The organism is Cohnella panacarvi Gsoil 349 (genome assembly GCF_000515335.1).
GTDB lineage: Bacteria > Bacillota > Bacilli > Paenibacillales > Paenibacillaceae > Cohnella > Cohnella panacarvi.
On the sequence record NZ_KI911563.1, the window covers coordinates 3,886,489 to 3,911,295 of the forward strand.

Sequence of the window (24,807 nt, forward strand, 5' to 3'; positions counted from 1 at the left end):
GAGAAGACATGTCGTTAATGACGAACGAACAGTTGCAGCAATGGGTCGAGCGGGTGTCTCTCGCGTCCTTCGGAAGGCCGTTTACGCACAAAGCAGCCTTTAACGCGCGACTGAGAACGACGGGCGGGCGTTATTTCTTGAAAAGCCACAATATCGAGATTAGTCCGCATCAGCTTGCGGCTCATGGCGAAGCCGAGACGGAAGCGATCATCAAGCACGAGCTCTGCCATTATCATCTGCATTTGCAACGCAAGGGATACCAGCATCGCGATGCGGATTTCAAAGCTTTATTGGAGCAAGTAGGCGCCACCCGGCATTGCCGCGCGCTGCCGGGAGCAGCCAGAAGATTGCCGGTCAAATACGTGCTCGCTTGCCGGAACTGCGGGATGGAATATCCGCGCAAGCGGCGCGTGGACCCGCGCAAGTACGTGTGCGGACGTTGTCGCGGGAAGCTTACGCTCCATCATGCGCAGCCTTCGCCGGCGCCTTGAAGAGGGCTTTGGCATCCGCGCGGTTTCGGACGAACAGCGCGACGCCGATCAGCGCCACGGTCATCATGATCGCGCTGGATGCGAGGCTGGGGACGATATGGTCGGCGAATTGCTGAGGCGTGCGGATTTCGCTGCCGGATTGGAAGATGAGACCGGCGATCGCGATGCCGAATGCGCCGCCCAATTCTCTTGTCGCGTTCCCCGTGCCGCTGGCTTCGCCGGAGGCGTCCTCCGGCACGGAGGAGAGCGAGCCATGCGATAGCGGGGTAAAGCTGAGGCCCATGCCGGTACCGGCAAGCATCATCGCCGGAAGGTAGTTAACGAACGGAACGTCGGCGCCTTGAGTCCCGATGATCCATGCGAACAGGGCGAGAGCTACGGCTTGCATGGATAGACCGATAAGCAGCACGTTCTTGTTGCCGAATTTGTTGATGGCGAGTCCGGCGAGCGGCGCGGCGATCATCGTCATCGTCGTCCACGCCATCTCGCGAGCCCCGGCGCCGAGCGGCGTGTTGCCTTGCGCTTGCTGCAGGAACAACGTCAGCAGGAAGATCGCGCCGAATACGCCCGCGTTCATCCAGAAGCCAGCGAATACATAGAAGGCGTATGTTTTGCGGCGGAACAGGTCGAAGCGGATGAACGGATTCGTTCGCGTTCTTTCCCAGAAGTAGAACAGGACGAGCAACAGAAGTCCGGCGGCGAGCGAACCGATGACGATCGCCGAGTCCCAGCCATCGGAGTTGCCGCGCTCCAGCCCGAGTACGATTCCCAGCAAGCCGGACGTCAGCAGCAAAACCCCGACCGGATCGAGAGGTTTGCGGATTCCGCGGGAAGGCTGCAGCCATTTCAGACCCAAGGCGAAAGCAATGATGCCGATCGGGACGTTCACGTAGAAAATCATTTGCCATGGCGCGCCTTCCATAATAAGCCCGCCGACCAGCGGTCCAATGCTTAACCCAAGCCCGGAAATGCCCGACCACATGCCGAGCGCGACGGCTCGTTTCTCGGGAGGGAAAGCGGCGTTGACGAGCGTGAGACTTAGCGGCACGACCGCCGCGCCTCCTACGCCTTGCAAGGCGCGGGAGAGGATGAGCGCGATCGAGGAGTCCGACAGGCCGGACAGCAGCGATCCGAGCGTGAAGACTGCGGTGCCGGCGAGGAACACTTGCTTGCGTCCGATAGAGTCTCCGAGGACGCTGAACGGGATGAGCAGAACGGCGAAAGCCAGCGTGTAAGCGTTCATGAACCATTCCAGATCGGACATCGTGGCGCCGAGATCTTCCTGGATGGAAGGAAGCGCGACTCCGAGTACTAAATTGTCCAGCATGGCCATGAATAAGACGGTGCACGTAACGAAAAGCAGGCGAACTCGAGCGGGGGTGAACATCGTGTAATCACTCCTAATTTTATTTATTGATTAATAAGTAGAGCTTGTAGAAAAACCTCGCAGGAGAGCGAGGGCTCTGCAGAAGAGATGTGCTGCTCGTTAACACATTCTTATTTATCGATTAATAAATTTAATCCGATAAATAAACCCCGTCATTCACGGGGCTCTGCCCAAGGATTCAGCTTAGGCAATGACAGTACTTCCGCGAGGGTGATAATCATGCCGCACGAGACGAACATACTGGCTTCCATGGCTGGATTCGCCGCGCCTGATTGCTCGAACCGGGCTTTAATCGTTTCGTAGATTTGCGACCACGTTTCCCTCGCGAATTGCCTCACGTCGGCTTCAGGCATCGTGAAGCATTGCATAAGCAGCAACATCTCGTTGCGATGGCTTTGAAGAAGCTCCTGGAACGATTCACCCATGCGCTGCATCAATTCTTCAGGCGGAGATTCGACGAATATGAACGCGTCGCGCAGCTTAACGAAAGCATGATCGAGTACGTCGAGGTACAACTGCTCCTTCGACTTGAAGAAGTGAAAGACATAGGGCTGCGTCACGCCGGCCGCGGAGGCGATATGAGCCGTCGTCGTCTTATAGTAGCCTTGTTCGGCGAATAACGCGGCCGCGCATCTCATGATCTGATCTTTGCGATTGGCGATTACGTCTTCCTTCGGACTCATGGCGTTTGCTCCTTCGCGGGTGTGAGATGAATAGGGGGCGAGGATGCCTAGCAAAATGATTTATTAATCAATAAATTACACGAATCGGATGTTGATGTCAACATGGCGGAAAGCATTTCGGGCTGGGTTAATTTTCAAATCAATATTTGTTTGGCGATGCTTGACTTAGACTTTGAACCATGGTAAATTACTAATTGTCGCTTTTGAAAAAAAGAACATATTCCCTGATAGCTCAGTTGGTAGAGCACTCGACTGTTAATCGAGTTGTCACAGGTTCGAGTCCTGTTCGGGGAGCCATGGAGAGATACCCAAGTGGCTCAAGGGGACCCTCTGCTAAGGGGTTAGACTGCGCAAGTGGTGCGAGGGTTCGAATCCCTCTCTCTCCGCCACGAAACACTCCAAAAGACGACTTGAAGAAGCACGCCGGCCGGCGTGCTTCTTTTGATGTACGCCCAGCATGGGCGTCATCTCTACGGTGAAAGTCCGGAATGGGGGCTGGCAAGCGCCTACCATAGCCAAGAGCAAGGGTGTCCGCCGCGAGGCGGAATCCGAAGGAAGCTGGAGGCAAACGCACGGCTCGAGGTACACGAATCCAATTTGAGGCGGTTGCAGTCGGATGAGTCACCATCACATGACGAAATCCTAAGCTGCCAAAGGCTGCAGCCGTAAACTTGGGCGAGCGCGGGCGGAAAGATGACGTTCTTATCTGGGGAGACCTGTGGAATATGCGAAGTATTTGCGTAACCGTGGCTGAGAAGTCGCGCTGAATCCGCAGGAGTCAGCAGAAGCCATAGTACGGTGTTGTTGCAACAACACCGGAAGGGCTGAACCTAAAGGAGAAAAGAAATCGATGCGTTCGCGCGAAGAACAACGACAGCAGAATATCCCGCAAGGGAGCTCGCGGCAAAGGGTAGCGGTGAAACCGCAAGGGTATGCCGGAGCGCCGAGTTCTTCGTCGGCACAAACCGACCTTTCTTCTCGCGAAGGAAAGCACGACTTGCTGGATCAAATGCTCGAGGAGGGAAATCTCCGAGAAGCCTACAAGCGAGTGAAACAAAACGGAGGAGCGCCCGGCATAGACAACGTGACGGTAGCCGAGCTACAAGCACACGTATGGGAATGCTGGGAAACCGTGAAAGCGCAGCTCCAATTGGGTACGTACAGACCGATGCCAGTCAAACGGGTGGAAATCCCCAAACCCGGAGGCGGGGTGCGGCTGTTAGGTATCCCAACCGTAATGGACCGCTTGATCCAACAAGCCCTCATGCAAGTAATGACACCGATTTTNGACCCGTTATTCTCACCGAACAGCTTTGGATTCCGCCCAAGGAAACGTGCCCATGACGCAGTAAAACAAGCGCAGTCCTACATTCAAGAAGGAAATCGCTGGGTCGTAGACATAGATTTGGAGAAGTTCTTTGACAGAGTGAACCACGACATCCTCATGGCAAGGGTAGCACGAAAAGTCGCGGACAAGCGTGTCTTGAAGCTGATTCGTTCCTACCTCAATGCCGGAGTCATGGTCGACGGGACAAAGCAGGAGACGCTGGAAGGAACGCCGCAAGGCGGTCCGCTCAGCCCGCTTTTAGCTAACATCCTGTTGGACGATCTGGACAAAGAGTTAACGGAACGCGGCTTGAAGTTTGTGCGTTATGTGGACGACTGCAACATCTTTGTCCGAAGCAAGCGTGCAGGTGAACGCGTAATGGCGTCGGTCATTCGCTTTGTAGAGGAGAGGCTCAGACTAAGAGTGAATCGGGACAAGAGTGCGGTAGACCGCCCATGGAACCGCAAGTTCCTTGGATTCAGCTTTCTCAGCAACAAAGTCGCGACGATTCGAATCGCGCCGAAGAAACTGGAACAACTAAAGGAACGCGTCAGGGAGATAACCTCGCGTACGCGAGGCGTCTCGATGGAGAAGAGGCTGCAAGAATTAAATCGCTACCTGATGGGTTGGATAGGCTACTTCCGGCTAGCATCCGTAAAGACGCACTGCGAACGACTCGACGAATGGATTCGCCGAAGACTACGCATGTGCCTATGGAAGCAGTGGAAACTACCTAAATCCAGGCTCCGAAACTTACGTGCCCTAGGTGTACCGGAGTGGGCGGCAAGAATGATGGCAAACGCTCGCCGCGGATGCTGGGAAATGTCCCGAAACATAAACAACGCCCTTAATCGCTCCTACTGGAGTGACCAAGGGCTGTTAAGTCTGACAACTCGTTATCTTGAAACTCGTTAACTTTTAGGAACCGCCGTATGCGGACCCGCATGTACGGTGGTGTGAGAGGTCGGGGGCTAGCCGCCCCCATCTACTCGATTTGCTCCGAAGTATCGCAATAGCGCGACAATATCGAGTTACAGCGTGGAAAGCGGCGGATCAGCGCGCAAAAACGCGACAATAACGAGTTGAAAATCAACTTAGCAGCGCCGCTTTTCCTGTGTGAAATTTCCTCGCAAATAATGCGAAAAATGACTTGCCTTTGTCCCTAGGTTCAGATATACTCATATTTGTCGTCTGAAATGGGCAGCGGACAAGATCAACCTCGCAGGCAACATTTGGCCCCTTGGTCAAGCGGTTAAGACACCTCCCTTTCACGGAGGTAACAGGGGTTCGAGTCCCCTAGGGGTCACCATGCGAGCCATTAGCTCAGTTGGTAGAGCACCTGACTTTTAATCAGGGTGTCGTAGGTTCGAGTCCTACATGGCTCACCATTGTATGTTCGAGCTTGGCGCAAATCGGATCGGACGACAAACGAATATGCGGTCGTGGCGGAATGGCAGACGCACCAGCTTGAGGGGCTGGCGGTAGCAATACCGTGGAGGTTCGAGTCCTCTCGACCGCACCATATTTATTAATGGCGAAATCCCTTTGTGCAGAAGGGATTTTTTTGTTGTCTTTTTACGGAAAGCAGAGATAAATGGTTGAGGATTATAAAGTTTCCTTGTACACGCCCGATAAAATCGAAAAGCAAATACAAGCTTTACGAGAGTTCGGCGAAGAAGCGGTTGTATTCAGCGATTATTGCCACATCTCCCCACGGGGAAATTGCTTCATACTGGGGGCGGCGATCTCTTTAGATCAGCCGGAGGACTTCGCCCTAAGCCTCCAACGATATGTAAAATCCCTTGTCCAGGCACTTTATGTGAAGTGCCTAGCAAGGGAGTTTTTATTTTCCAGCCCCCCCAAAGAATCACTTCCTAATTGAAGTTTTCATGATGGCTGAAATATGGAAAACCTTTTCTTCAAATACAATATGCCAATAGATCAATTTTGCAGTAGGATACGTCATTGAACTGAAGGGATATATAACTTAGTATAACTACATTGCAAGTATGGAAGCGCTGTCATAACACTTGATTTATTTATGATAGAAAGTCTAAAATATCAATTTTTGTTGTGTGGACTATTATCGGCGTAGTGCCGAGAACATGGAAAGGTGATTTGCCGATGCAAAGTAACAGCATGAGAAGAATGGCGTTTCGGAAGTTTCTTTACATCCTTCCTTTTATGATCTTGTTAGGCGTTTTTGCTTACTATCCTCTATATGGTTGGGTGTACGCCTTCTACGACTACACGCCGCCGATTCCGCTGTCCCAATCGGAGTTCGTCGGTTTTAAATGGTTCCATTCTCTAGTCGAGAACCAGGTCAAAGTCGATCAGCTGTTACAGGTTATTAAGAATACATTCGGAATTAGCGGCTTGGGCTTGCTCTTCTCTTGGCTGCCGATGGTTTTCGCCATCTTCCTGGCCGAGATCAAATCCGTTCGATTCCGGAAATTCATCCAGACGGTAACGACGCTTCCGAACTTTATTAGCTGGGTTCTCGTCTACTCGCTGGCATTCTCCATGTTTTCCAGCGAAGGGATCATTAACGGAATGTTAAGCCAATTGGGTTTGATCGATTCTCCGGTCCTGCTCCTTCAGAAATCGGATAATGTGTGGCTGACGATGTGGATGTGGACCACTTGGAAAGCGCTAGGCTGGTCGGCTATTCTGTATATCGCCGCCATCATGGGAATTGACGAATCGCTCTATGAAGCGGCCCGCGTAGACGGAGCGACAAGAATGCAGGTGATTCGGCATGTCGTCATACCGAATATGCTCCCGACCTATTTCGTGTTGCTTATGCTGCAAGTCGCGAGCTTCCTCAACAACGGCCTTGAACAGTATTTCGTATTCCAGAACGCGTTCAATAAGGAAACGATACAAGTTCTCGACCTGTATGTGTACAACCTGGCTATGGGAGGCGGCAGCTACTCCGTATCCGTTGCGATTAGCATGCTGAAAAGCTTGATTAGCGTCATTCTTCTCTTCTCGGTGAACGGGTTATCCAAATTGACGAGAGGAGAGAGCATCGTATGACGATCCGCGCGACCGACAAGTTGATTACCGTAATCATTTACACGTTGTTTTCTCTATTCGCTTTGATTTGCATATATCCGTTCTACTCTATCATCATCAATACAATTAGCGCGAACGATATTAGCGCCAGAGGCGAAATCGTCTTTTATCCGAAACAAATTCATTTCCAAAACTATATCGACGTGTTCAAAATACCCGGACTCGGGGACGCGGCGCTCATCTCCCTCGCAAGAACGGTAATCGGGACGTCGTTGACGGTGGGGGCGTCGGCCTTCTTGGGATTTATGTTCTCCCAGACGGACATGTGGGGACGTAAGTTCTGGTACCGGTTCACGGTCATCACGATGTTCTTCAATGCCGGGATTATTCCGTGGTATTTAACGATGAGATCGCTTCATTTGACGAACAATTTCTTAGCCTATATTTTACCGACCATCGTCGCTCCGTTCTTCATCATCCTGGTTAAGACGTTCGTGGAATCGACTCCTAAAGAATTACAGCAGGCGGCCAGCATCGACGGGGCCGGTACGATGACGATCTTCTTCAGGGTTATGCTGCCCATCTGCAAGCCCATATTGGCGACGGTCGCCATATTCGCGGCGGTAGACCAGTGGAACGCGTTCCAAGACACGTTGTTGCTCATGACGGACAGCAATCTCTACAGCTTGCAGTTTATTCTCTATAACTACATTAATCAGGCGAGCTCGTTATCCACGATGGTCAATCTGCAGAATGCCGGCTCGACTACGATAGCCAGTCTGGCGACCAAGCAGACGACGACTTCCATACGGATGACGGTAACCATAATCGTCGTAGCGCCGATCTTGCTCGTCTATCCGGTATTCCAGCGGTTCTTCGTGAAAGGGATTATGATTGGCGCAGTGAAAGGTTAATTCGCGCCATTATAATAAATTGATAGAATTTGGGGGGTTACACATGAGCAAGAGCAGACATCCTGCAAAGAAATCTATGTTGGTAACGTTAGCCGGTCTGTTGCTGGCGTCGACCGCGTTAGCAGGCTGCAGTAAAGATTCCAACAACAACACGGCTTCATCGGCGGCGCCGTCGAGCTCCGGCACGGAAGCGTCCGCATCAAGCGGCATCGACCACAGCAAACCGTTGACCATTACCGTATTCAACAATGCGGCGAACTATCAAGGGGAGCAGACGGGTTGGTACGGCAAGCTTGTCAAGGATAAGTTCAACATAACGCTCAACATCCTCGCCCCGCAGGTAGCCGGCGATCAGTTGTACAAGACGAGATCGGCAGCGGGAGATCTTGGAGACCTCCTGATCATCGACAACAGCCAATTGGAAGAATTGCTTCCTGCCGGCATGATTATGGATTTAACGGATAAGCTCAAGAATACGAAGTACTTGTCCCAATACGTGGACAATCACTTCAAGCCGTTCAATGCCGCCTTCGATAAAGTTAATCCGGACGGCAAGATTTACGCGATGCCGACATTCGAAGCCGATACTTCGCCTACGACCTTCTCGGAAGAAATTCCGTACTCCAGCCCGATCATGCCTTGGGATTATTACAAGGGAGTAGGGGCTCCGAAGCTGAATAATCTATCCGATCTTCTGAACGTGTTGAAGCAAATGCAAGAGAAGTATCCGAAGACGCCTGACGGCAAGCCTATCGTTCCGATTACGTTGTGGAAAGATTGGGACGGCGGAACCGGCGCGATGGAGAACGTTCGCTGGATCAGCAACTGGTACGGCTACGAGAAGCCGGACGGCACGACGACGATTCAATTGAACGCGAAGGGCGATATCGTGCCGATCGTCGACGATAACAGCATGTACAAGAAAATCTTGAAATTCCTGTTCGACGCCAACCAAATGGGGTTAGTGGATCCCGATTCGGCATCTCAAGACTGGAACAAAGTCGCCGAGAAGCTGACGAACAAACAAGTTCTTCTGTTGTGGTATTCCTGGCAGAGAGGTTTCTACAACTCCATCGAGAGAGGCAAGAACGGGGACGGCAACGTAGCTGTTCCGATCGCGGATTCTCGCATTATTCAAAGCAGCGATGCTTACTACGGCAACGGCAGAGTATTCGCTATCGGATCCAAAGCGAAGGATCCCGACCGGATCATCGAATTCCTCGATTGGACCGTATCTCCGGAAGGAATGCGCTACTATACGAACGGATTCGAAGGCTTTAACTACGAGAAAACCGCAGACGGCAAATTCAAGCTGACCGAAGTCGGTCAAACCGCTTTCCAGAAAAACACTCCGGTTCCGGACGAGTACGGCGGCGGCGGTTATCAGGACGGTCAGAGCAAGCTTAACACGATGATCATGAGCGACTTCACCAAAGATCCGGATACGGGCGAGTTTTATAACAACAACTACTGGAGCTCTACGATCGAAGCGAACAAGACGGCGCTCACGACGGATTGGCAGCAGACTTACAACGCGACGAACGCTACCGACTATTACTTGAAAAACAATATGATCGATATCGTTCCGAACATTAACACGAGCCTCGGTTCCGATTCATCCGACATCAAGAACAAACGCAGCCAGATTTCGGATTACGTGAAAAACACGTCTTGGAAAATGGTATTCGCCAAAGACCAAGCGGATTTCGAACAAATGTGGACGAAAATGCAGAAAGACGTAGTCGGTCTCGGCTGGGACGACGTCCTTGCGGTAGATACGGCTAAAGCGCAGAAGATCGTTAAAATGCGCGCCGATGCGTTAGCTAGCCAATAATAGGTTGAAGAGGCAGTCCCTAGGTCGATTTGACCGAGGGACACCTCTTTGTTTGTTTATTTCTGATCGATATCATCTAGGCCTACGCAGCGTCATCGCTCGACACTAACTGCATGAATGGCAGGTATTCCAATCGAGAGGATACTCCTTGACCTGAGAACGGTATGAAGTGCAGTTATTTGGGGTAGAAAATGAAAGTTCTGACGGTTTCGGCGAGTGTGAGATGTATTCGATGCAGCTATTCAGTAGAAAAATGACGATATTGGGATAACGAACGGTACTCCATGCAGTTGAGGCAAAAACCGATTGTACGTTCTGCATCGTATGCGCCTGGAAAGTGGCCGGATTGCTGGACATGCATGCATGGCAGGCGGGGAACAGACGGCTTGTTCTGCCGATTCAAGAGGAGATGACCGGCTCTTCTTGCGCCTCCGAGAAAAGAGGGGCTTGATTCTGGAATTTCTTCGGAGTAAGCCCGGTGATCTGTTTGAATTGCCGGCAGAAATGTTCTACATTATGATAGCCGCACTGAAACGCCACTTCCGCGATGCTTTGCGATCCATGGGACAAATATTCCTTCGCGAGCCGAATACGGCCGTTAATGACATCCTCCATACAGGAGATGCCGAACGTTTTTTTGTAAATGATCTGCAAATAACCGGGACTGATGCTGAGAATATCCGCCATCTTCGAAACCGTCCATGCGTCGCTCGGATTGCTCTGAATGGCTGAGCGAAGTCTTAGAAGGCTGTAGTATTGAGGCGTAAAGCCGTTGTGGCAATAGGATTCCCGCAGTTTGTTGAATAGCGTCCGAAGCAAGCCGTCGATGGACGAGTTCTTGTAGTCTCGATTGAAGTTATGCTCGATGACGAGAAGCTCGAACAGCTTGTGGCAATAGTCCGGGTCATCCAAAGAGAAGGGAACTCCGAAAGGCAGCGAAGTCTTCATGACGTATGGCTCGTCGGATTCAAAGCGAATCCAGTTATTGACGTATTTATCGACGCAGGCCTTATAATAGATTTTCTGGTTCGCTTGATAGAGGATCGCGCTGTGGGCCGGGTATTCCTTAAGCTCTCCGTCGACCCAGAATTGAGCGGGAGTCTTGGTGACCACGAGCAACCAGCAATGATGGCCTTGAGGAATATCGAACACGAAGTTGCTGGCATGCGTCGCATCGCATTCCACATAGTAGATATGGTTCATACGATAGCTCCCTTCCCATTGCGTTAATCGTCCTAGCATCCATTATAATAGAGTGCAGCCTGCAAAGGTAACAATATAGAGCCGAAGAGAGAGGATAGAGATGCGAGATCAACGCCCTGACGGGCAGCTTAAGCTTTACTATCGCCAACCCGCCGCAAGATGGGATGAAGCTTTGCCCATAGGCAACGGGCGGCTGGGCGCCATGATATTCGGCCATCCGGTGTCCGAGCGGCTCCAGCTCAACGAAGACTCGTTATGGTACGGCGGGCCGCGGGATCGTCATAATCCGGATGCCCCGAACCATCTGGCGGACATTCGCCGTCTGATCCTCGCAGGGCGGCTCAAAGAAGCGGAGCGGTTAGCCGCGCTGGCGCTGACGGGAATCCCCGAGACGCAGCGGCACTACGTGGCGCTGGGCGATCTGTTTCTTCGATTCGCCATCGAAGAGAGTCATGTCACGCACTACGAACGGGAACTTGATCTATCCGAAGCGGTCGTCCGCGTTGCCTTTCGGGCAGACGCGGTGAACTATCGCCGCGAGATGTTGGCCAGCCATCCCGATGGGGCCATCGTGATTTTGCTGACGGCAGACGCGCCGGGCCGGATCTCGTTCACGGCTCGATTGGGGCGCGAGAATTTTCGCTATGTAGAACATCTGCGCACCGAAGGCGGCCGGATGATCGTCATGAGCGGCAACAGCGGCGGCGGAGTCGATTACTGCGGGGTTCTGGCATGCCGGCCGGAGGGAGGCCGCATGCAGACGATCGGGGAGCACCTGGTCGTGGAAGAAGCCGATGCCGTCACGCTGGTTGTCGCCGCGACGACGAGTTATCGCGATCAGAATCCGGAAGCGGCAGCGGTCGCGAGGGCCGAGCATGTCGTCGGCCAGTCGTATGATCGATTGAAGTCGTCGCACAGGGAAGATTATCAATCTCTGTTTAACCGGACTTCATTACGCCTTCGCGGCGGATCGCGAGAGAAGGAAGACTTCTCCGAAGCGCAGGATACGGCTGAGCGAATGGAGCGGATGAAGGCAGGTGCCGAAGACCCCGCGTTAATGGCGCTTTATTATCAATATGGCCGATATTTGCTGATCTCGTCCAGCCGTCCCGGTTCATTGCCCGCGAATCTGCAGGGCATCTGGAACAAAGACATGCTGCCCGCCTGGGACAGCAAATACACGATTAATATTAATGCCCAGATGAATTATTGGCCGGCGGAGCTCTGCAACTTGTCCGAGTGCCATGAGCCGCTGTTCGACCTGATTGAACGGTTGGCGGAGAACGGCCGCCGAACCGCGCAGTTCATGTACGGCTGCCGCGGAAGCGCCGCTCATCACAATACGGACATATGGGCGGATACGGCTCCTCAGGACCTATATTTGCCCGCGACCTATTGGCCGTTAGGCCTTGCCTGGTTAAGCTTGCACCTGTGGGAGCGTTACTTGTTCGCCAGGGACGACGAGTTCCTGCGGCGAACGTACCCGATCATGAAGGAAGCAGCCGTATTTCTGCTGGATTACATGGTCGAGCTGCCGACGGGCGAGCTTGTCACTTGTCCGTCCGTCTCTCCGGAGAACGAGTATCGATTGCCCAACGGGGAGACCGGTGTGTTATGTTATGGTCCTTCCATGGATAGCCAGATTGCGAGGGAACTGTTCTCCGCTTGTCTGGAGGCGGAAGACCGGCTGAAGCTCGATCCGGAATTCGCCGCGTCCCTCAAGGCGGCGATGGACAAACTTCCGGAGCCGCGGATCGGGCGCCATGGTCAGCTTCAGGAGTGGCTTGAGGATTACGACGAGGTGGAGCCGGGACATCGGCATATTTCCCATCTGTTCGCCCTGTACCCCGGGACGCAGATCGCGCCTCGCGCAACGCCGAACCTGAGCGCTGCCGCGCGGCGCACGCTGGAGAGACGTCTTGCGAACGGGGGCGGTCATACCGGCTGGAGCCGCGCTTGGATCGTCAACTTCTGGGCGAGACTGGAGGATGCGGAGGAGGCTTACTCGAACGTGAAAGCGCTGCTGACCCATTCCACCTTGCCGAACCTGCTCGATAACCATCCGCCGTTTCAGATCGACGGCAATTTCGGAGGAGCGGCAGGGATCGCGGAGATGCTTCTGCAAAGCCATGCGGATGCGATTCACCTTCTGCCGGCGCTTCCGAAAGCGTGGCCGGACGGCGAAGTCTCCGGACTTCGCGCGCGAGGCGCCGTGACGGTCGACATCGCTTGGCAGGAAGGCAGGCTGAGCTGGGCTAGGCTGAAGCCTGATCGCGGGGGCGGCTTCCGATTGCGCTGCGACGTTCCGATCTCCGCAACGATCGCGGGAGCGCCGCTTGAGCCCGAGCGGTTCGATGACGGCACCTGCTTCATTAAGGCTGCGGCAGGGGACGAAGTGATTGTCCGATTACAAACAACAAACGAATGACAAGGGAGAGCATGGACATGAAAAAACAAGGATTTAACCCTTATCTTCCGTCTTGGGAATACACCCCCGACGGCGAACCTTACGTATTCAACGACAGAGTGTACGTATACGGATCTCACGATCAATTCAACGGTCACGCCTATTGTTTGAACGATTACGTCTGCTGGTCGGCGCCCGTGAAGGATCTCGCGGATTGGCGTTACGAAGGCGTCATCTATTGCAAGACGGACGATCCTATCAATCCGGAAGGGGCCATGTGCCTCTATGCGCCGGACGTTACGGTCGGGCCGGACGGACGATATTATCTGTTCTACGTGCTGGACAAGACGTCGTTGGTCTCGGTGGCCGTCTGCGACACTCCGGCAGGAAAGTACGAGTTCTACGGCTACGTCAAATATAGCGACGGCACGCGTCTCGGAGACCGGGAAGGGGACGAGCATCAATTCGATCCGGCCGTATTGACCGAGGGGGATAAGACGTACCTGTACACCGGTTTCTGCGCGATCGGAGACAAATCGAGACACGGCGCCATGGCTTCGGTATTAGGTCCGGATATGCTCACGATCTTGGAAGAACCGGTATTCGTCCTTCCTAACGAGCCTTACGGCAAAGGAACCGGCTTCGAAGGACATGAATATTTCGAGGCGCCTTCCATCCGTAAGATCGGCGATACGTATTACTTGACCTACTCGTCGGTGTTGATGCACGAATTGTGCTACGCGACGAGCAAATCGCCGACCCGGGATTTCGTCTATCAAGGAGTTATCGTCAGCAACAACGATCTCTATATCGATACGTATAAACCCGCCGGCAAGCCGATGTATTACGGCGGCAACAATCATGGCGGAATCGTGGAAGTCGAAGGACAATGGTACGTCTTCTATCATCGGCACACGAATGGAACGAACTTCAGCCGGCAGGCCTGCGTCGAGCCGATCTCTTTCCGCGAAGACGGCACGATCATCCAGGCGGAGATGACGTCCTGCGGTCCGAACGGCGGCCCTCTCGAAGGCCGAGGGGAATATCCCGCTTATCTGGCGTGCCACTTGTTCTGCAAAGACGAGGCGTTCTACACGGGAGGTCCCGGCGAATGGATGGACAGCCGATTCCCTAAGATTACCCAAGACGGCAAGGACGGGGACGAAGAAGTCGGCTATATCGCCAACATGAGGGACACCGCAACGGCGGGTTTCAAATATTTGCGCTGCGAAGGAATCAGCAAAGTCACGATCAAAGTTCGCGGATATTGCAAAGGCGCCTTCGAGGTCAAAACCGCCTGGGACGGTCCCGCGCTCGCATCGATTCCGGTCGAGTTTACGAACGTGTGGACGGCCTACACGGCGGACGTCGCGATTCCTGACGGGGTTCATTCCATTTACTTTACGTACAGAGCCGAGGGAGGCGCAGGCGCGTCTTTGGCGTCGTTCGCCCTCGAATAAGTCATTGAATATTTAAACTTTTCGATTCCTGCTTTACTTTTGCGCGGCGAGGCACTATACTTCGATAGTGTCCGAAGAATTCAGGTCTTCGAACGCTGCGCGAGCGGTCGTGGCGGAATGGCAGACGCACCAGCTTGAGGGGCTGGCGGTAGCAATACCGTGGAGGTTCGAGTCCTCTCGACCGCACCATACTGATTAACTGAAATCCCTTGCCGAGCAAGGGATTTTTTGTGCGTTGTCAGAGAAACTACATTGAAGATCGATGAGGAGCTGATAAAGATGACGCAACTTACACGGACGATAACCGAAGCATACGAGCACGCGAGCTTTCCGATTGCGGGACACGGCAAGAGAAACATCCAAGTCCTGAAGGATGCGCTGGACGCTTATGACGGCGACATCCACAGCGACAAGTACGGAGAAGGCTCCGTCATCGAGCCGTTTCAGGAGCGAATGGCGAGATTGCTGGGCAAACCGGCGGCCGTGTTCTTCCCGAGCGGTACGATGGCGCAGCAGATCGCGCTTCGCATCTGGTCCGATGCGGCGGGAACGAAGAAGGTCGCTTACCATCCGTTGTCCCACTTAGAGCTGCACGAGAAGGACGGAGTGAAGGAGCTTCACCGTCTTGAGCCCGTACTGATCGGGGACAGCACGAGGCCGGTCGAGCTCGCCGATCTTCTGCAGCTTGAAGAGGACGTCGCCTGCGTGCTGCTCGAGCTGCCGCAGCGGGAAATAGGCGGACAGCTTCCGGCTTACGAGGAGCTGGTCAAGATGTCGGCTTACTGCCGCGAGAAAGGGATCAAGCTGCATCTCGACGGAGCGAGATTGTTCGAATGCCTGCCTTACTACGGCAAGACGGCCGCGGAAATAAGCGAGCTGTTCGACAGCGTGTACGTGTCGTTCTATAAAGGGCTCGGGGGCATCGCAGGCGCCGTTCTTGCGGGCGAGCCCGAGTTGACGGAGCCGTCGAAAATATGGAAAAGACGGCACGGAGGCGATCTGATCAGCCTCTATCCGTACATCCTCAGCGCCGAATACTACATGGAGCGCCGGTTGCCCCTCATGGACAGATATCGCCGGGATGCGCAAGAGCTTGCGGCTCTATTCAATGAATGTCATGCCGTCTCCACGTTGCCGGTCGTGCCGCCGACGAATATGTTCCATGTCCGCGTCGGCATGCCGAAGGAACGATTGGGACCCGTCATCGTCGCGGTCACGGAGGAGACGGGCTTCGGCTTCACGCCATACTTGCGGGAAGACAAGGATGGCGGGTGCGCATTCGAGATCAGCATCGGCGACCGTTACGCCGAGCTGCCGAAGGATCGGTTGCGCGAGGCGTTCCGGGTACTGGATAGGCGATTGAAGGCTTCGGCGAGCGATAGCTTTAATTTATAACATTAATTCTAAGATTATCGAAATCAATATAAGCGCTAACGATTGTATAATGGATAAAGTCTCATACAAGGGCATAAGGAGAACGACATGAACTTTACGATTAACCGGGCTTTACTGAGCGGCGGCGCATTCTTCCTTAACGAGCAGCAAGCCTATAGCGGCGTTCGCAGAATCGCCGACAAAGTCATGAAGGACATCGAGCGGGTCATCGGCGTTCGCCCGGCATCCGCCAGGGAATCCGATCGGTTGGCTTCCCGCGCGGTCATCTACGGAACGATCGGCCGCAGCCCCATGCTGGAGAGTCTGTCGGAGCGGGGATTGATCGATCTAGATGCGATTAAAGGCAAGAACGAAGTTTATTTATTCCAGACGATCGATGCCCCCGCGTGCGGAGTGGACCAAGCGTTAGTCATTGCCGGCAGCGATAAAAGAGGAACGATCTACGGGTTGTTCCATCTGTCCGAACTTATGGGGATTTCCCCGTACGTGGACTGGTGCGATGTAAAGCCGCCGCGCCGCGAGGAATTCGTGCTGAGCGACGGATATAAACACGTATCCAGGGAGCCGTCCGTCCGCTACAGAGGATTCTTCATTAACGACGAATGGCCCGCCTTCGGAACCTGGGTGAATCATCATTTCGGCGGCTTCAACGCCGAAGCTTACGATCACGTCTTCGAGCTGCTGCTTCGCTTGAAAGGCAACTACCTGTGGCCGGCCATGTGGTCTGCCAGATTCCACGACGACGGCCCGGGACTTGCCAACTCGGAGTTGGCGGACGAGTACGGCGTCGTGATGGGCGCTTCCCACCATGAACCGTGCCTGCGTCAAGGGGAAGAGTACAAGTACTTGCGGGGCAAGGATTCGATCTATGGCGACGCATGGAACTTCAGAACGAACGAAGAAGGCATCACCCGATTCTGGGCGGACGGCCTGAAGCGAAGCGGCAAGTTCGAGAACGTCATTACGGTCGGGATGCGCGGCGAAGCCGATACGGCGATCATGGGCGAGGAAGCCACTTTCGCGGATAACATCAACCTGCTTCGCGACGTCATCCGTGCGCAAAACCGTTTGATCAAGGAGCATGTGAACTCCGATCTGGACGAAGTCCCTCGCATGTTGGCGCTATATAAGGAAGTGGAGCCGTTCTTCTACGGAGACGAACATACGCCGGGCTTGATCGGCTCGGAGGAATTAGAGAACGTCATTCTGATGCTCTGCGACGATAACTTCGGCAATTTGCGCACGCTGCCGACCGAGGAGATGCGTTCTCATAAGGGCGGCTACGGAATGTACTATCATTTCGACTATCACGGCGGACCGATCTCTTATGAATGGATCAACAGCTCCTATCTGCCGAAGGTGTGGGAGCAGATGAGCATGGCTTACGATTTCGGCATCCGCGATCTGTGGATCGTTAACGTAGGCGACATTTGCACGCAGGAGTTCCCTTTGGCGTATTTTCTCGATCTGGCTTACGATTTCGATCGTTGGGGAACAAGCGCGATCAATCGGACGCATGAATACACGCGGTCGTGGGTCGAGCGGCAGTTCGGGGCCGTATGCGGCGAGGAAGACAGAGAGACCATCCATCGCATTCTGGACGGGTATACGAGAATCGCGCACAATCGCAGAGCGGAAGCGATGCACGCGTACGTCTATCATCCGGTTAACGATCAAGAAACCGACAGATTGCTCGCCGAGATCGAGAAGCTCATGGATGCGGCTAATGAACTCTACGGGACAATGGACGAAGAGGCGATGCCCGGCTTCTTCTCGCTCGTCTATTATCCGGCGATGGGCAATTTGAATCTTCAGAAGATGCAGCTTCTAACCGGCAAAAATCACTATGCTGCCAAGCTTAACCGCATGGAAGCGAATATTCTCGCCGAGCAGATCAAAGCCTGCATGAAGCGGGACCGGGAGCTAGTGGACGAGTATCATTCCATCGATAACGGCAAATGGTACGGCATGGGACTGTCGGAGCATATCGGCTTTACGAAATGGAACGAGGACGAGTGCCGATATCCCGTTCTCGCGCAAGTCATGCCTGCCGGAAAGCCAAGATTAAGCGTCTCCATAGACGGTACGCAGATGATGTCGGAGGGCAGCGGTTGGCACGTCAACAAGCTCTATTGGAACGACTTCAAGCGTCCGGACATTACGGAGGCTTCCTTCACCGTCAGCAGCCTTAGCGATCTGGAAGCTTCGTACGAGATTGCTTGCGAAGCGCCTTGGTTATCGTTCTCGCGCCGGAAGGGCGTGCTGGACGGTACGAACCGCGCTGCCGACACGATAACGGTACGTATCGATCGCGGAACAATGAATCAAGAGACCGAAGCGCGGATCGCGGTGAAGCTTCCGACCGGCGAATGTACGATTATCGTGGATGCCAAGCAACCGGATATAAGCGGATTACCGGACACCACCTACGTGGATACTCACGGGTACGTTTCCATTGAAGCAGAGCGCTACGCAGCGAAGAAGGATATAGGAGAAGCGGGTTTCCGGGTGATCGAGGGTTACGGCAAAACGTTGTCCGCCGTGAAGGCTTTTCCGACGACGCGGTATTATACGGCCGGTCATGATGCTCCTTATCTGGAGTATCGGTTCGTCGTTCAAGAAGCCGGCGCCTACGAAGTAGAATTGTATATGCAGCCGTCCAATCCGGTAACCGCGGATAACACGCTGTATTACGGCATTCAAGCGAATGACGGCGAGATCGAGATCGTTAATACGGTATCCCAAGGTCTTAAAGTCGGCGAATCCTCCAGTCATGAATGGGCTGCCGGCGTACTTGACAACATTCGGCGTCATAGCGGCAGAGTCGTCTGCCGGAGCGGGCTCAACACCGTTAGGATCTACGTGGCGAGCCCGGGATTCGTGCTCGAGAAGCTGGTTATCTACCCGCAAGGGAAAAAGCCGCCGGAGAGTTACTTAGGTCCGGCGGAATCGTATTATACCGGCAAAGTCTAAAACCGATCGAGCTAATCGCAACAAAGACGAGGCTGTCCCAAAGGTCGATTCGACCCGAGGGAAGCCCCGTTTGTTTATTGCCGATGATTTATTGTAATCGGAATAATTTAGCTCCGTGGGGCGCAACGGATGCCGTGACGGCGTCCGTTATCGTCCCGAGCTCTTCGCCGGACCAAAGCTCTTTGACCTTCCGAGGTCCTTTCGCATTCAGTCGGTGCAAGGCGACGGATACATCCAGAGCTCGGTCGCCCGTATTGAAGAGAGCGACATAAACCTCATCTTGATCGCCTTCGGCCGTCCAAGCGACTTTGTCGCCCTCGCGGTATACAAGCTTGGCGCCCGTGCTATTGCGGTGCATGTTCAGCACGTCGCGGTTGGTCAATAGCGACAGCGTCCATTCGTCGTTGTCGCGAAGTTCTCCGCCGAACATGAGAGGCGAACGGAAGATACTCCATAACGTCATCATCGTAACCTGTTCGTCGCGCGTAAAGCGGGTCCAGCGGTCGCTACCGCCGCCATCCACGGAACGGATGCCGATGTGGCCCAGAGGCAGCATGTCGCAGTCCGGCCAGTTGCCTGGCGCGGGCCGGCCTTGCCACTTCTCGCAACGATCGAACATATCGAGCAGGAGCGGCCATAAGTCCCAGAAATCGTCGGTTATGCGCCACATGTTGGCCGTCGAATCGAAGAAATCGGCTTGCTCGACCGGCGCAGGACCCGGGGAGAGGCTTAGCACCATCGGCCTGCCGCAGCGGTCGATCGCGCCCCGAATGAGCTCGATTTCCGGCAGATGCGCGCCGTAGAGTCTAGAGGCGGCGATATCGTCGACCTTAACGAAGTCGACTCCCCATTCCGCATACAGCTCGAACAGCGAATCGTAATAAGCTTGAGCGCCTTCCTTCGAGGCGTCTACTCCGTACATATCGGTATTCCATGGGCAGATGGAATTCGTATGGGCGATCTGTCTGGCGGTGACGTTCGTCCCTTTAATCGGGGTATCGCGATGAACCGCCTGTCTAGGGATGCCCCTCATGATATGAATGCCGAACTTCAATCCTAGGCCGTGCACGTAATCGGCTAGCGGTTTGAAGCCTTGTCCCCCGGCAGCCGAAGGGAACCGATTGACGGCAGGGATCAGCCGCGAGTATTCGTCCATCTCCAGCGGCACGAACGGACGGTAGCTGGACGACACCGCGCCCGGTTCGCTCCACTGGATGTCCACGACGACGTATTCCCAGCCGAAATCTTTCAGATGCGCGGCCATGTAATCGGCGTTTCCTCGAATTTCTTCCTCCCTGACGGCCGCTCCGTAGCAGTCCCAACTGTTCCAGCCCATCGGGGGCGTAGGCGCGAAGCTCTTATGCGACATGCTTGATTCCTCCTATATGTGAAGACATGCTTATAAGCCTATCGTAACCTCCGGGAAAAAGCCCGGTCCACGATAATAATCGCATTCCGATGGTAGGATGTTGCGGTCGGCTAATCGAGGAACAATCGGCTATAGAGCAGATTGTCCTCCCCGTGCCGGAACGCCCCGGGCGTCATGCCGGTAAGCTTGGCGAATACCTTGATAAAGTAGCTGCCGCTGGAAAAGCCGATAAGCCCGGCGATCTCTTCGATGCTGGATTCCGTCCGGCGCAATAGTTCCATCGCCCGTTCGATTCGAATTCGATTCGCATACTCGTGCGGCGTCAGCCCGACCGTCTCCGCGAACGTACGCTGAAGGTGGTACTTGGATACATGCAAGCTGTTCGCAAGCTCGTCAAGCGAGACTAATCTGGCGTAGTTGGTTTCGATATAGTTTGCGGCTAGCCGGATTTTGTCCGGCCAGCCCGCCCGGTCCCGCTGGTCGGAGAGGGCGAAGCGTCCGAGCTCGGCGATAAATTGATACACGTAAGAGGATGCAATGTAGGCATCGGCGATTCTGCCCGCTCGGGCCTCCGTATAAATATTCCTCATCAGGCGGATCGGCGCGCTTGTCTGCGACAGGACGGGCGTCGTTCCGATCCGCGACTTCGCTTCCAGCCAGTTGGGGAGAATCAAGGTCGGCCGGATCAATAAGAAGAAGAATTCCCACGGGTGCTCGGCAGGGTCGTACCAATAACGATGACGGCCGGGGATTTCGACCATGAACGCTTTTCCGGCGGGGAGACGTTCCTTGCGGCCTTCCCATTCCAGATAACCTGCGCCGTCGACGGAATATTGGAATAACAGGAGAGGCCCGTCCGTTCTCGTGAGACCGTCCCAGCTGTACGAGGCGCTGTCGATCCGATCATAACCGACGGCGAACAGATTGCACATCGCAAGAGATGAGCTTTCCGAGAAACGGAAGCCGAAAGTGCCGTATTCCGGTGTAGCAGGCATAGGATCACCTCATGTACGCGGTGCAACGCCACGATAAAGGCCTGCCCCGCGCAGTTTGCCGACTGCATGGGGCAGGCCTGATGATCGATGCGTTACGCTGCGGATTTATCCGTCTCTTCCTTCGGAGCATGCGTGCGCTTGATGAACAAGCTGATGACAAGCGCCAAGATGGCCAGGATAAGACCGATCAGGAACGCATTGTGCAAGCCTGCGACCATTGCTTCTCTTTGAATGTCTTCGGGTGTCAAAGATAGGTCGGGCGATTTCAAGTAGTCTTTGGCGCCGGAAGACATGATGCTGATGAACAGCGCGACGCCGATTGCGCCGGCGACCTGCGTGAGCGTATTCAGAATCGCGGTTCCGTGCGCATACAGGCTTTTCGGAAGCTGGTTCAAGCCAGTCGTCTGCGCCGGCATCATGACCAAGGAGATTCCGACCATCATGATGATGTTAATGAAGATGATGCGGCTCTTGGACCAATCCGATTCGATGCCCATGAACATGTATATCGAGACGCACATGAGCACGATTCCGGGAATGACGAGCACGCGCGGGCCGAACTTATCGAACAGAATGCCGGACACCGGCGCCATAATGCCGTTAATGATACCCCCCGGCATCAAAGCCAATCCCGAAGCGAATGCCGTCAGGAGCAGCACCTGTTGCATGAAGAGCGGAAGCATGATCATCGTCGAGAAGAGCGACATCATAATAACGAGCATCAGTACCGTGACTAGCGAGAACATCGGATACTTAAAGGCGCGCAAATCCATAATCGGATTCTTAGATACGAGCTGTTTCCATACGAACAACAATAAGCTGACGCCTCCGGCGACCAAGCACCACACGACGACTGGATCAGACCATGAACCGCGTTCGCCGGCGGAGCTGAAGCCGTATACGATGCCGCCGAAGCCGACGGACGAGAGCAGGATGGATAGATAATCGACGCGCGGCTTCGTTACCGTCGTCACGTTCTTCAAGTATGCCCAGGCGAAGAGGATCGAGAACACCGCGAGAGGAATAACCAGATAGAACAACCAGCGCCAAGACAGGTGCTCGACGATCAATCCGGATAAAGTTGGGCCGATAACGGGAGCCGTCATAATAACGAGCCCGATCATGCCCATCGCGCCGCCGCGTTTTTCCGGCGGGAAAATGATCAAGATGACGTTCATCATGACCGGCATCATTAAGCCGGTGCCCAAAGCTTGTATGACGCGACCGGCGAGCAGCACGCCGAACTCCGGCGCGACCGAGCTGACGATCGTACCGGTCAGGAACAACACCATCGCCCCGATGAACATCTGCCTCGTCGTAAACCATTGTTGCAATAGCGCCGTTACCGGCACGAGCATGCCGACTACGAGCATGTAAGCCGTGGCAAGCCATTGTACGGTATTTTCCGATATTCCGAAATCTTTCATCAAATCGGGAAACGCAATATTGAGCAACGTTTCGTTAAGAATGGCAACGAACGCTCCGATGATGAGTGCGGCTACGATCGGTCCGCGTTTGATTTTGCTCAAATCGACATTCGCTTCTTTGTTGTCCACGCTACTGAAATCCACGCGAAAATCCTCCTGTGCTCAACTTTTTCCAATCGACAACACAATACCGAACCCATGTTCGAATGTCAAGGCGAACGCGGGGAAGAGCCCTCCCGCGAGTGCTTCGGACAATCGCACATTCTCGATACCCGTCCATGCCGAGGGTGCTTGCCCCACATAGCTTATAACAGCCTTACGAATAAGCTTATAGGAGGAACCGTTCCGAGATGGATGACTGGTATCAGGTGTGCAGAAAGCATATGAACTGCAGAGTGCGCGTTCATACGCGCCACGGCGTGTACGAGGGCACGATCGTGAACGTGGACCGCGAGAACATGTATTTGCGGACATCGGGCGATCTGAGAATTTCCGGTTGGTACGGCCCAGGGTACGGTTTCGGATACGGGTTCGACATCCTGGCGCTGTCGTTGTTCACGCTGCTCGCGATCGCATTGATCTAACGGCGGGGCGAACGGAGCCCTTGCGAAAGCAAGGGTTTTTCGCGTTCCCGCGCGCGGCTGCAACAGCATGTGGCAACGCTAATCCGACGCTATCCCGGAAGTGCGCCGCAGTAACGTTGCGTGGCAACGCTAATCCGACGCTATCCCGGAAGTGCGTCGCAGTAACGTTGCGTGGCAACGCTAATCCGACTCTATCCCGGAAGTACGTCGCAGTAACGTTGCGTGGCAACGCTAATCCGACTCTATCCCGGAAGTGCGCCGCAGTAACGTTGCGTGGCAACGCTAATCCGACTCTATCCCGGAAGTACGTCGCAGTAACGTTGCGTGGCAACGCTAATCCGAGCCCCTTTTTCTATAATGTGCCGGGCGGCGTGCTCTCTAAATTTTTCCGGCTTGGCAATAATAAGTTAGGTACATTAGAGAGCCATGAGAAGCGAGGAAAGCGATGAGCACGGAGTGGTTGCTGGGGTTAGCCGAAATTATATTGGTCAATATCGTGCTTAGCGGCGACAATGCGGTCGTCATCGCGATGGCTTGCCGGAATTTAAAGCCGGAGCAGCAGAAGAAGGCGATATTCTGGGGGACGTTCGGCGCCGTCGGCTTGCGTCTGGTGCTGACTTTCGTCGCCGTATGGCTGCTGAGAATCCCAATGGTGGAAGCGATGGGAGGCTTGCTGCTGCTATACATTGCGATTAAACTGCTCTTTGGCAAAGAGGAAGAAGAGATCGACAAAGGCGGACTCTCGATCGGGCAGGCCGTCAAGACGATCGTCGTCGCGGACGTCGTCATGAGCTTGGATAACGTGGTGGCGGTGGCGGGCGCCGCGAACGGCGATTGGCTGCTGATCGGCGTCGGCCTCGGAGTCAGCATTCCTTTAATCGTATGGTGCAGCCGACTGCTGACGAATTTGATGAAACGGTTCCCGATTATCGTCGTGCTCGGCGCAGGCCTTCTAGGGTACACGTCGGGAGAGATGATCGTCTCCGACGAAGTCGTCCGGCAATGGGTCCAACCGTGGTTGGCCGGTCTGCACAACGTCGTACCGATCGCGTTCGCCGCGGGAATATTGATCGTTGGCGTGCTGAGAGCGCAGCAAAGCCGGCGTAGAAAGCCGGTCGAAGGAAATTCGTAAGGCGTACATATGAACGAACCTCCGGCAACGGAACGAACCGTGCGCCGTTAAATCGAAAATAGCATGTGTTTACACCAAGATAAACGGTACTTGGGACGATACAGCGGAACGGTGCTCCGTTAGGGTCAATACATGCGCGTCATTTCCCCGTTCGGCGGTCGATCCGGGCTCATTATTTTCCACATACACGGCTCTTGTCGCTCATATA

The 24,807-nt window shown here is 54.3% G+C and carries 18 protein-coding genes and 6 tRNA genes; 17 read left to right on the forward strand and 7 right to left on the reverse strand.

Features of this window, described 5'->3' with window-relative positions; all coding sequences use genetic code 11:
• The first annotated feature begins 17 nt into the window (after positions 1 to 17).
• The gene (locus COHPA_RS0118680) at positions 18 to 491 is read left to right on the forward strand and encodes a SprT family protein (RefSeq protein WP_035121364.1); all 474 of its coding nucleotides are present in this window, start codon (positions 18 to 20) and stop codon (positions 489 to 491) included.
• Here the strand turns inward: COHPA_RS0118680 and COHPA_RS0118685 are convergent.
• Together COHPA_RS0118685 and COHPA_RS0118690 are read right to left on the reverse strand one after the other, a co-directional pair.
• Positions 454 to 1,878 (reverse strand): MFS transporter, encoded by a 1,425-nt coding sequence (locus COHPA_RS0118685; RefSeq protein WP_027087673.1) that lies wholly within the window; start codon positions 1,876 to 1,878, stop codon positions 454 to 456. The two genes, COHPA_RS0118680 and COHPA_RS0118685, sit on opposite strands and share 38 nt — an antisense overlap.
• Before the next feature lie 152 nt (positions 1,879 to 2,030).
• Positions 2,031 to 2,561 (reverse strand): TetR/AcrR family transcriptional regulator, encoded by a 531-nt coding sequence (locus tag COHPA_RS0118690; protein WP_027087674.1) that lies wholly within the window; start codon positions 2,559 to 2,561, stop codon positions 2,031 to 2,033.
• A 221-nt stretch (positions 2,562 to 2,782) separates the two neighbouring features.
• Between COHPA_RS0118690 and COHPA_RS0118695 the strand changes: the two genes are divergently transcribed.
• The 9 genes from COHPA_RS0118695 (at position 2,783) to COHPA_RS0118740 (ending at position 9,654) form a co-directional block, all read left to right on the forward strand.
• Positions 2,783 to 2,858, forward strand: a tRNA-Asn gene (locus COHPA_RS0118695).
• 1 nt (position 2,859) lies between these two features.
• A tRNA-Ser gene (locus COHPA_RS0118700) sits at positions 2,860 to 2,950 on the forward strand.
• Positions 2,951 to 3,411: 461 nt separating this feature from the next.
• Entirely contained in the window at positions 3,412 to 4,803 is a 1,392-nt protein-coding gene (gene ltrA, locus COHPA_RS0118705) for a group II intron reverse transcriptase/maturase (protein WP_027087675.1), read from the forward strand.
• Positions 4,804 to 5,122: 319 nt separating this feature from the next.
• Positions 5,123 to 5,197, forward strand: a tRNA-Glu gene (locus COHPA_RS0118710).
• 3 nt (positions 5,198 to 5,200) lie between these two features.
• Positions 5,201 to 5,276: transfer RNA gene (locus tag COHPA_RS0118715), tRNA-Lys, on the forward strand.
• 48 nt (positions 5,277 to 5,324) lie between these two features.
• A tRNA-Leu gene (locus COHPA_RS0118720) sits at positions 5,325 to 5,410 on the forward strand.
• A gap of 602 nt (positions 5,411 to 6,012) precedes the next feature.
• On the forward strand, positions 6,013 to 6,927 hold the full coding sequence (locus COHPA_RS0118730; protein WP_027087677.1) for an ABC transporter permease subunit: 915 nt from the start codon (positions 6,013 to 6,015) through the stop codon (positions 6,925 to 6,927).
• A complete protein-coding gene (locus COHPA_RS0118735; protein ID WP_027087678.1) occupies positions 6,924 to 7,820 on the forward strand; it encodes a carbohydrate ABC transporter permease in 897 nt (298 codons plus the stop codon). The genes COHPA_RS0118730 and COHPA_RS0118735 overlap by 4 nt, the downstream gene beginning before the upstream one ends.
• A gap of 43 nt (positions 7,821 to 7,863) precedes the next feature.
• Complete coding sequence (locus tag COHPA_RS0118740) at positions 7,864 to 9,654, forward strand: type 2 periplasmic-binding domain-containing protein (RefSeq protein ID WP_027087679.1); 1,791 nt, start codon at positions 7,864 to 7,866, stop codon at positions 9,652 to 9,654.
• A 399-nt stretch (positions 9,655 to 10,053) separates the two neighbouring features.
• On the opposite strand, the gene COHPA_RS0118745 is transcribed toward COHPA_RS0118740, so the two are convergent.
• A complete protein-coding gene (locus COHPA_RS0118745; protein ID WP_027087680.1) occupies positions 10,054 to 10,857 on the reverse strand; it encodes a helix-turn-helix transcriptional regulator in 804 nt (267 codons plus the stop codon).
• A gap of 100 nt (positions 10,858 to 10,957) precedes the next feature.
• Between COHPA_RS0118745 and COHPA_RS0118750 the strand changes: the two genes are divergently transcribed.
• The 5 genes from COHPA_RS0118750 (at position 10,958) to COHPA_RS0118770 (ending at position 19,092) form a co-directional block, all read left to right on the forward strand.
• Complete coding sequence (locus COHPA_RS0118750; RefSeq protein WP_027087681.1) at positions 10,958 to 13,285, forward strand: glycoside hydrolase family 95 protein; 2,328 nt, start codon at positions 10,958 to 10,960, stop codon at positions 13,283 to 13,285.
• Positions 13,286 to 13,302: 17 nt separating this feature from the next.
• Complete coding sequence (locus COHPA_RS0118755; protein WP_027087682.1) at positions 13,303 to 14,724, forward strand: family 43 glycosylhydrolase; 1,422 nt, start codon at positions 13,303 to 13,305, stop codon at positions 14,722 to 14,724.
• Between the two features lie 103 nt (positions 14,725 to 14,827).
• Positions 14,828 to 14,913 (forward strand) — tRNA-Leu (locus COHPA_RS0118760).
• A gap of 90 nt (positions 14,914 to 15,003) precedes the next feature.
• A complete protein-coding gene (locus tag COHPA_RS0118765) occupies positions 15,004 to 16,119 on the forward strand; it encodes a threonine aldolase family protein (RefSeq protein ID WP_027087683.1) in 1,116 nt (371 codons plus the stop codon).
• 87 nt (positions 16,120 to 16,206) lie between these two features.
• Positions 16,207 to 19,092 carry a glycosyl hydrolase 115 family protein gene (locus COHPA_RS0118770; RefSeq protein ID WP_027087684.1) on the forward strand — a complete coding sequence of 962 codons (2,886 nt, stop codon included), beginning with the start codon at positions 16,207 to 16,209 and terminating at the stop codon, positions 19,090 to 19,092.
• An 88-nt stretch (positions 19,093 to 19,180) separates the two neighbouring features.
• On the opposite strand, the gene COHPA_RS0118775 is transcribed toward COHPA_RS0118770, so the two are convergent.
• From COHPA_RS0118775 to COHPA_RS0118785, 3 genes are all read right to left on the reverse strand, one after another.
• Positions 19,181 to 20,461 carry a glycoside hydrolase family 27 protein gene (locus COHPA_RS0118775; RefSeq protein ID WP_027087685.1) on the reverse strand — a complete coding sequence of 427 codons (1,281 nt, stop codon included), beginning with the start codon at positions 20,459 to 20,461 and terminating at the stop codon, positions 19,181 to 19,183.
• Positions 20,462 to 20,571: 110 nt separating this feature from the next.
• Positions 20,572 to 21,456, reverse strand: coding sequence for a helix-turn-helix transcriptional regulator (locus COHPA_RS0118780; RefSeq protein WP_027087686.1), 885 nt, complete (start codon positions 21,454 to 21,456; stop codon positions 20,572 to 20,574).
• Positions 21,457 to 21,548: 92 nt separating this feature from the next.
• The gene (locus COHPA_RS0118785) at positions 21,549 to 23,012 is read right to left on the reverse strand and encodes a DHA2 family efflux MFS transporter permease subunit (RefSeq protein ID WP_035121372.1); all 1,464 of its coding nucleotides are present in this window, start codon (positions 23,010 to 23,012) and stop codon (positions 21,549 to 21,551) included.
• A 221-nt stretch (positions 23,013 to 23,233) separates the two neighbouring features.
• Between COHPA_RS0118785 and COHPA_RS0118790 the strand changes: the two genes are divergently transcribed.
• Positions 23,234 to 23,467 (forward strand): hypothetical protein, encoded by a 234-nt coding sequence (locus COHPA_RS0118790; protein WP_027087688.1) that lies wholly within the window; start codon positions 23,234 to 23,236, stop codon positions 23,465 to 23,467.
• Here the strand turns inward: COHPA_RS0118790 and COHPA_RS25985 are convergent.
• On the reverse strand, positions 23,439 to 23,798 hold the full coding sequence (locus tag COHPA_RS25985) for a hypothetical protein (protein WP_156926702.1): 360 nt from the start codon (positions 23,796 to 23,798) through the stop codon (positions 23,439 to 23,441). The two genes, COHPA_RS0118790 and COHPA_RS25985, sit on opposite strands and share 29 nt — an antisense overlap.
• A 114-nt stretch (positions 23,799 to 23,912) precedes the next feature.
• Between COHPA_RS25985 and COHPA_RS0118795 the strand changes: the two genes are divergently transcribed.
• Positions 23,913 to 24,599 carry a TerC family protein gene (locus COHPA_RS0118795; RefSeq protein WP_027087689.1) on the forward strand — a complete coding sequence of 229 codons (687 nt, stop codon included), beginning with the start codon at positions 23,913 to 23,915 and terminating at the stop codon, positions 24,597 to 24,599.
• The last annotated feature ends 208 nt before the right edge of the window (positions 24,600 to 24,807 follow it).

What these genes read in the sequence shown, in the direction of transcription:
- COHPA_RS0118740 (WP_027087679.1), top strand. Translation starts at nt 7,864, where the DNA reads ATGAGCAAGAGCAGACATCCTGCAAAGAAATCTATGTTGGTAACGTTA.
- COHPA_RS0118680 (WP_035121364.1), top strand. Translation starts at nt 18, where the DNA reads ATGACGAACGAACAGTTGCAGCAATGGGTCGAGCGGGTGTCTCTCGCG.
- COHPA_RS0118755 (WP_027087682.1), top strand. Translation starts at nt 13,303, where the DNA reads ATGAAAAAACAAGGATTTAACCCTTATCTTCCGTCTTGGGAATACACC.
- COHPA_RS0118690 (WP_027087674.1), bottom strand. Translation starts at nt 2,561, where the DNA reads ATGAGTCCGAAGGAAGACGTAATCGCCAATCGCAAAGATCAGATCATG.
- COHPA_RS0118770 (WP_027087684.1), top strand. Translation starts at nt 16,207, where the DNA reads ATGAACTTTACGATTAACCGGGCTTTACTGAGCGGCGGCGCATTCTTC.
- COHPA_RS0118750 (WP_027087681.1), top strand. Translation starts at nt 10,958, where the DNA reads ATGCGAGATCAACGCCCTGACGGGCAGCTTAAGCTTTACTATCGCCAA.
- COHPA_RS0118765 (WP_027087683.1), top strand. Translation starts at nt 15,004, where the DNA reads ATGACGCAACTTACACGGACGATAACCGAAGCATACGAGCACGCGAGC.
- COHPA_RS0118780 (WP_027087686.1), bottom strand. Translation starts at nt 21,456, where the DNA reads ATGCCTGCTACACCGGAATACGGCACTTTCGGCTTCCGTTTCTCGGAA.
- COHPA_RS0118745 (WP_027087680.1), bottom strand. Translation starts at nt 10,857, where the DNA reads ATGAACCATATCTACTATGTGGAATGCGATGCGACGCATGCCAGCAAC.
- COHPA_RS0118735 (WP_027087678.1), top strand. Translation starts at nt 6,924, where the DNA reads ATGACGATCCGCGCGACCGACAAGTTGATTACCGTAATCATTTACACG.
- COHPA_RS0118775 (WP_027087685.1), bottom strand. Translation starts at nt 20,461, where the DNA reads ATGTCGCATAAGAGCTTCGCGCCTACGCCCCCGATGGGCTGGAACAGT.
- COHPA_RS0118790 (WP_027087688.1), top strand. Translation starts at nt 23,234, where the DNA reads ATGGATGACTGGTATCAGGTGTGCAGAAAGCATATGAACTGCAGAGTG.
- COHPA_RS0118685 (WP_027087673.1), bottom strand. Translation starts at nt 1,878, where the DNA reads ATGTTCACCCCCGCTCGAGTTCGCCTGCTTTTCGTTACGTGCACCGTC.
- COHPA_RS0118795 (WP_027087689.1), top strand. Translation starts at nt 23,913, where the DNA reads ATGAGCACGGAGTGGTTGCTGGGGTTAGCCGAAATTATATTGGTCAAT.
- COHPA_RS0118730 (WP_027087677.1), top strand. Translation starts at nt 6,013, where the DNA reads ATGCAAAGTAACAGCATGAGAAGAATGGCGTTTCGGAAGTTTCTTTAC.